The organism is Pseudomonas sp., from assembly GCF_037994325.1.
Taxonomy (GTDB): Bacteria; Pseudomonadota; Gammaproteobacteria; order Pseudomonadales; family Pseudomonadaceae; genus Aquipseudomonas.
On record NZ_JBBNAH010000103.1, the window covers coordinates 1 to 4125 of the forward strand.

The following is a 4125-nucleotide window of genomic DNA, read 5'->3' on the forward strand; positions in this document are numbered from 1 at the left end:
GACCACAACGGTGCGCACAGCACACCCTACGCTCACCAAGACGGCGAAAGTGGTCGATTATCGAACACTGACAGCGCCCCGCGTTGACCAAATTAACCAGTTAGTACATTTTCTCCAGAAGCGTTCCGCCCCTCATTTGGCGGACCTATAAAAACAATGGAGAAACACCCCATGCCTCGTACGCTGCTGGTTCTCAACGGTCCCAACCTCAATATGCTCGGCACCCGCGAGCCAGCCACCTATGGCCATGAAACCCTCGCCGACATTGCCGAGTTATGCCGCCGTACCGGCAGCGCGCTGGACTTCACCGTGGAGTTTCAGCAAACCAACCACGAAGGTCAGTTGATCGACTGGATTCACCAAGGCCGCGGCCGCTGCGCCGGCATTGTGATCAACCCCGGCGCCTGGACTCACACCTCGGTGGCCATTCGCGACGCCCTGATGGCCAGTGAACTGCCAGTGATCGAGGTGCACCTGTCCAATGTGCACAAGCGCGAAGAATTCCGTCACCACTCCTACGTTTCCGGCATAGCCGTGGCCGTGCTAGCCGGTTTTGGCAGCAACGGTTACCGCATGGCTATCGAACATTTCGCTCACCTGTTGAAGGCCTAAGCATGTCCACCACCCCCAGTATTCTTGCCGGCCTGATCGGTTCCGGCATTCAGGCCTCGCGCACCCCGGCCATGCATGAGCACGAAGGTGACGCGCAAGGTATGCGCTACCTGTACCGGCTGATTGACCTGGATGCCTTGCAGATGAGCCTGGATGACCTGCCCACGCTGATCAGCGCCGCACAGAGCACCGGCTTCACCGGCCTGAACATCACCTTCCCGTGCAAGCAGGCAGTCATCCCGCTGTTGGATGAACTGTCACCGGAAGCCCGTGGCATTGGCGCAGTCAACACCGTGGTGTTTCAGCACGGCAAACGCATTGGCCATAACACCGATTGCCTTGGCTTTGCCGAAGGTTTTCGCCGTGGCCTCAGCGATGTAGCCCGTGAGCGCGTAGTGCAAATGGGCGCTGGCGGCGCCGGAGCGGCAGTGGCCCATGCGCTGTTAATTGAAGGCGTGCAGCAGCTGACGATTTTTGACGTGGACACCCGCCGAGCCCAGGCCCTGGCCGACAACCTCAACCAGCACTTCCCCGGCAGCCGCGCCAACGCCGGTACCGACCTCGCTGCCGCCATGGCCGAAGCCGACGGCCTGGTAAATACCACGCCAATGGGCATGGCCAAGTTGCCCGGTATGCCAGTGCCCAAAGCACTGCTGCGCGCGCCGCTATGGGTGGCGGAGATTGTCTATTTTCCGCTGGAAACCGAGCTGCTACGCGAGGCCCGCGCGTTAGGCTGTCGCACCCTGGATGGCGGCACCATGGCGGTGTTTCAAGCGGTTAAGGCATTTGAGTTGTTTAGTGGCGTGCAGGCCGATGCGGGGCGGATGGTGGCGCATTTTGCCAGTATGAATGGGTAAAACGAGCGCGCCCCTGGATCCCCGCCTACGCGGGGAACACGGCTATTTAAATGAACACGCCGTCATTCCCGCGCAGGCGGGAATCCACCGGGCTGGCGCTACAGCATTGTCGCTACGCTGCATTTCAAACCTGCACATACCTCAGCACCGACTCACAAATCATCTCTTTATGCCGCAGCTTCACCTGCTCATCCGGCAGCTCGATCTGGAAAATCTCGCTAAAGGTGTGGCGGTTGGAGACGCGGTAAAAGCAGAACGAGCTGATCAGCAAGTGCATATCGATGGCTTGCAACCCTGGGCGAAAGACCCCCGCTGCTTCGCCCCGGCGCAAGGTTTCGTCCAGCAGGTTGAGCACGTTATGGCTTAACGAACGGATCGCCGGCGACTGTTTAACGTTGGCGCCGTTGTGGATATTTTCGATGCAGACGATGCGCACAAAATCGACATTGCGGTCGTGGTGGTCGAAGGTGAATTCCACCAGGCGGCGAATCGCTTGCACCGGCTCCAGTTCGGCCAAGTGCAGTTGCGCTTCGGTGCGGCGAATATCGCCGTAGAGCTTTTCCAGCACTTCAACGTAGAGCTGCTCTTTGCTGTTGAAGTAGTAATAAATCATGCGTTTGGAGGTGTGGGTGCGCTCGGCAATAGCGTCCACCCGCGCACCCGATAAACCCTGCTCAACAAACTCGGCGATGGCCGCCTGCAGAATGTTTTCGCGGGTTTTTTCCGGGTTGTTTTTGCGACTCTTGCGCGGCGCGCTGTCGGACGCCTCGGGGAGTTCTGCGATTGTTATTGTCATGGGGCTCACGGCCAGCAGGTCGACGGGTGCGGCGATTATGGTCCGGGGCGTAGGACGAAGAAAGCCTGGCGCCGAGAGAATTCGTCGCCAGGCCTTCTATTTACAGCCGTGCCTGACGCGCCGAACCGCTGCGCACCTTGGCCATGGCCGCCAAACGCACGGCGACGTTGGCCGCACCGTAGCCGACATAACCATTTTTGCGTTGCAGCAGCTCAAAGAAGAAACGCCCCTCGAACGGCTCGGTATACACATGAAACAGCTCGCCACCCTGGGCGTCACGGTCATAGAGCACGTTGTAATAGGCCAGCTCGCTTAAGAATTCATCGTCGAAGTCAAAGCGCGCTGCCAGGTCGTCGTAGTAGTTCAGCGGAATATCCAACAGCGGCACGCCGGCATCTTTGGCGCGGTTGATCTCGGCAAACAGGTCTTCGCAGGCAAAGGCAATATGGTGCACGCCCGAACCCCGGTAGCTGGACAGCGCATGGGAAATCGCCGTGTTGCGATTTTCCGAGATATTCAACGGCAGGCGCACCGAGCTGCAGCGGCTGCGCAGGGCACGGCTTTTTACCAAACCATAGGGGTCGGGCAGCACCACTTCGTCATCGGCTTCAAAGTCGAACAGGGCTTTGTAGAACAGCACCCAGGTGTCGAGGCTGTCGGCCGGCAGCGCCATGGCCATATGGTCGATGCGTTGCAGGTTGCCGCTGGGCCGCACTTTTTCGTTAAGAATAAAGTCGCTTTCGTAGATGGTCTGGCCGCCTTCGGCCTGGCTGATCAGATAAATCAGACTGCCATCGGGCGCCCGTACCGACGGCACCTCGCGCTCGTTGGGGCCGACCAGGCCACGGTAGGGCTGCCCTTTGTATTCGCGGGCGCGTTCAAACGCGCTGTGGCTGTCTTTCACCCGCAAGGCGGTGGCGCACAACGACGGCCCGTGCGCTTCAAAAAAGCTGTGGGCAAAGGAATACGGCTCGGCGTTGAGCACAATATTGATATCGCCTTGGCGCAGCAGGCTGACGTCTTTCGAGCGGTGCTGGCCGGCGCGGGCAAAACCCAGGCGCTCCAGCCAACCGGCAAGCTTGGTGCCCTGCTCACCATCGACGGCAAACTCGACAAACTCCACGCCGTCATAACGGCTGGCCGCTGGCGGCGAGAACAACATATCCAGGCTGGCCGCTGGCACTGCCGGCGCCGAACCCTCGGCAGCCTGACGTTCCAGCAGGTTGCGGGTTTTCTCTTCCAGGTACAGCAGCGAGCGCAAGCCATCGGCGGCGTTAGCGCGCGGCGGTGCAGCGCGGAAACCATCGTTAAAGATTTCCAGCGACAGCGGGCCGGTGTAGCCACTGCGGATAATCGGCGCGAGGAAACCCGCCAGATCAAATTCGCCCTGCCCCGGGAAGCAGCGGAAATGCCGGCTCCACTCCAACACATCCATGGCCAGGATCGGTGCATCGGCCATTTGCGCAAAGAAAATCTTCTCGCCGGGAATATCGGCAATGGCTGCCGGGTCGCCCTTGAGCGACAAGGTATGGAAGCTGTCGAGCAGCACACCAACGGCGCTGTGATCGGCCTGACGAACGATGTCCCACACCTGCTGGTAGGTGTTTACATGGCGGCCCCAGGCCAAGGCTTCGTAGCCAATGCGCAGGCCGCGGGCGCCCGCGCGCTCACCGAGCAGGCGCAGGTCATCGACCAGAATTTGTTGATCGCCGAGGGAGTCAGCCGCCACGTTGCTGCATACCAGCACCAGATCGGTGCCCAGCTCCTGCATTAAATCGAATTTACGTTCAGCGCGGTCGAGGTTGCGCGCCAGGCGGTCACGGCGGCAGCCTTCAAAGTCGCGAAAGGGCTGAAACAGGG

Annotated in this window: 4 protein-coding genes; 2 read left to right on the plus strand and 2 right to left on the minus strand. The window is 60.2% G+C overall.

Annotated features, from left to right (window positions below):
• Positions 1 to 171 precede the first annotated feature (171 nt).
• Both aroQ and AAAB16_RS03245 read left to right on the plus strand, forming a co-directional pair.
• The gene (aroQ, locus tag AAAB16_RS03240; RefSeq protein WP_340662041.1) at positions 172 to 612 is read left to right on the plus strand and encodes a type II 3-dehydroquinate dehydratase; all 441 of its coding nucleotides are present in this window, start codon (positions 172 to 174) and stop codon (positions 610 to 612) included.
• Between the two features lie 2 nt (positions 613 to 614).
• A complete protein-coding gene (locus tag AAAB16_RS03245) occupies positions 615 to 1469 on the plus strand; it encodes a shikimate dehydrogenase (protein ID WP_340662042.1) in 855 nt (284 codons plus the stop codon).
• A gap of 124 nt (positions 1470 to 1593) precedes the next feature.
• Here AAAB16_RS03245 and AAAB16_RS03250 read toward each other — a convergent pair whose 3' ends face one another.
• Together AAAB16_RS03250 and AAAB16_RS03255 are read right to left on the minus strand one after the other, a co-directional pair.
• A complete protein-coding gene (locus tag AAAB16_RS03250; protein WP_340662043.1) occupies positions 1594 to 2265 on the minus strand; it encodes a TetR/AcrR family transcriptional regulator in 672 nt (223 codons plus the stop codon).
• A 100-nt stretch (positions 2266 to 2365) separates the two neighbouring features.
• On the minus strand, positions 2366 to 4125 hold a 1760-nt coding region (locus AAAB16_RS03255), incomplete at its 5' end, for a bifunctional sugar phosphate isomerase/epimerase/4-hydroxyphenylpyruvate dioxygenase family protein (RefSeq protein ID WP_340662044.1).

Coding starts and splice junctions, on each gene's coding strand:
- AAAB16_RS03245 (WP_340662042.1), top strand. CDS start 615: ATGTCCACCACCCCCAGTATTCTTGCCGGCCTGATCGGTTCCGGCATT.
- aroQ (WP_340662041.1), top strand. CDS start 172: ATGCCTCGTACGCTGCTGGTTCTCAACGGTCCCAACCTCAATATGCTC.
- AAAB16_RS03250 (WP_340662043.1), bottom strand. CDS start 2,265: ATGACAATAACAATCGCAGAACTCCCCGAGGCGTCCGACAGCGCGCCG.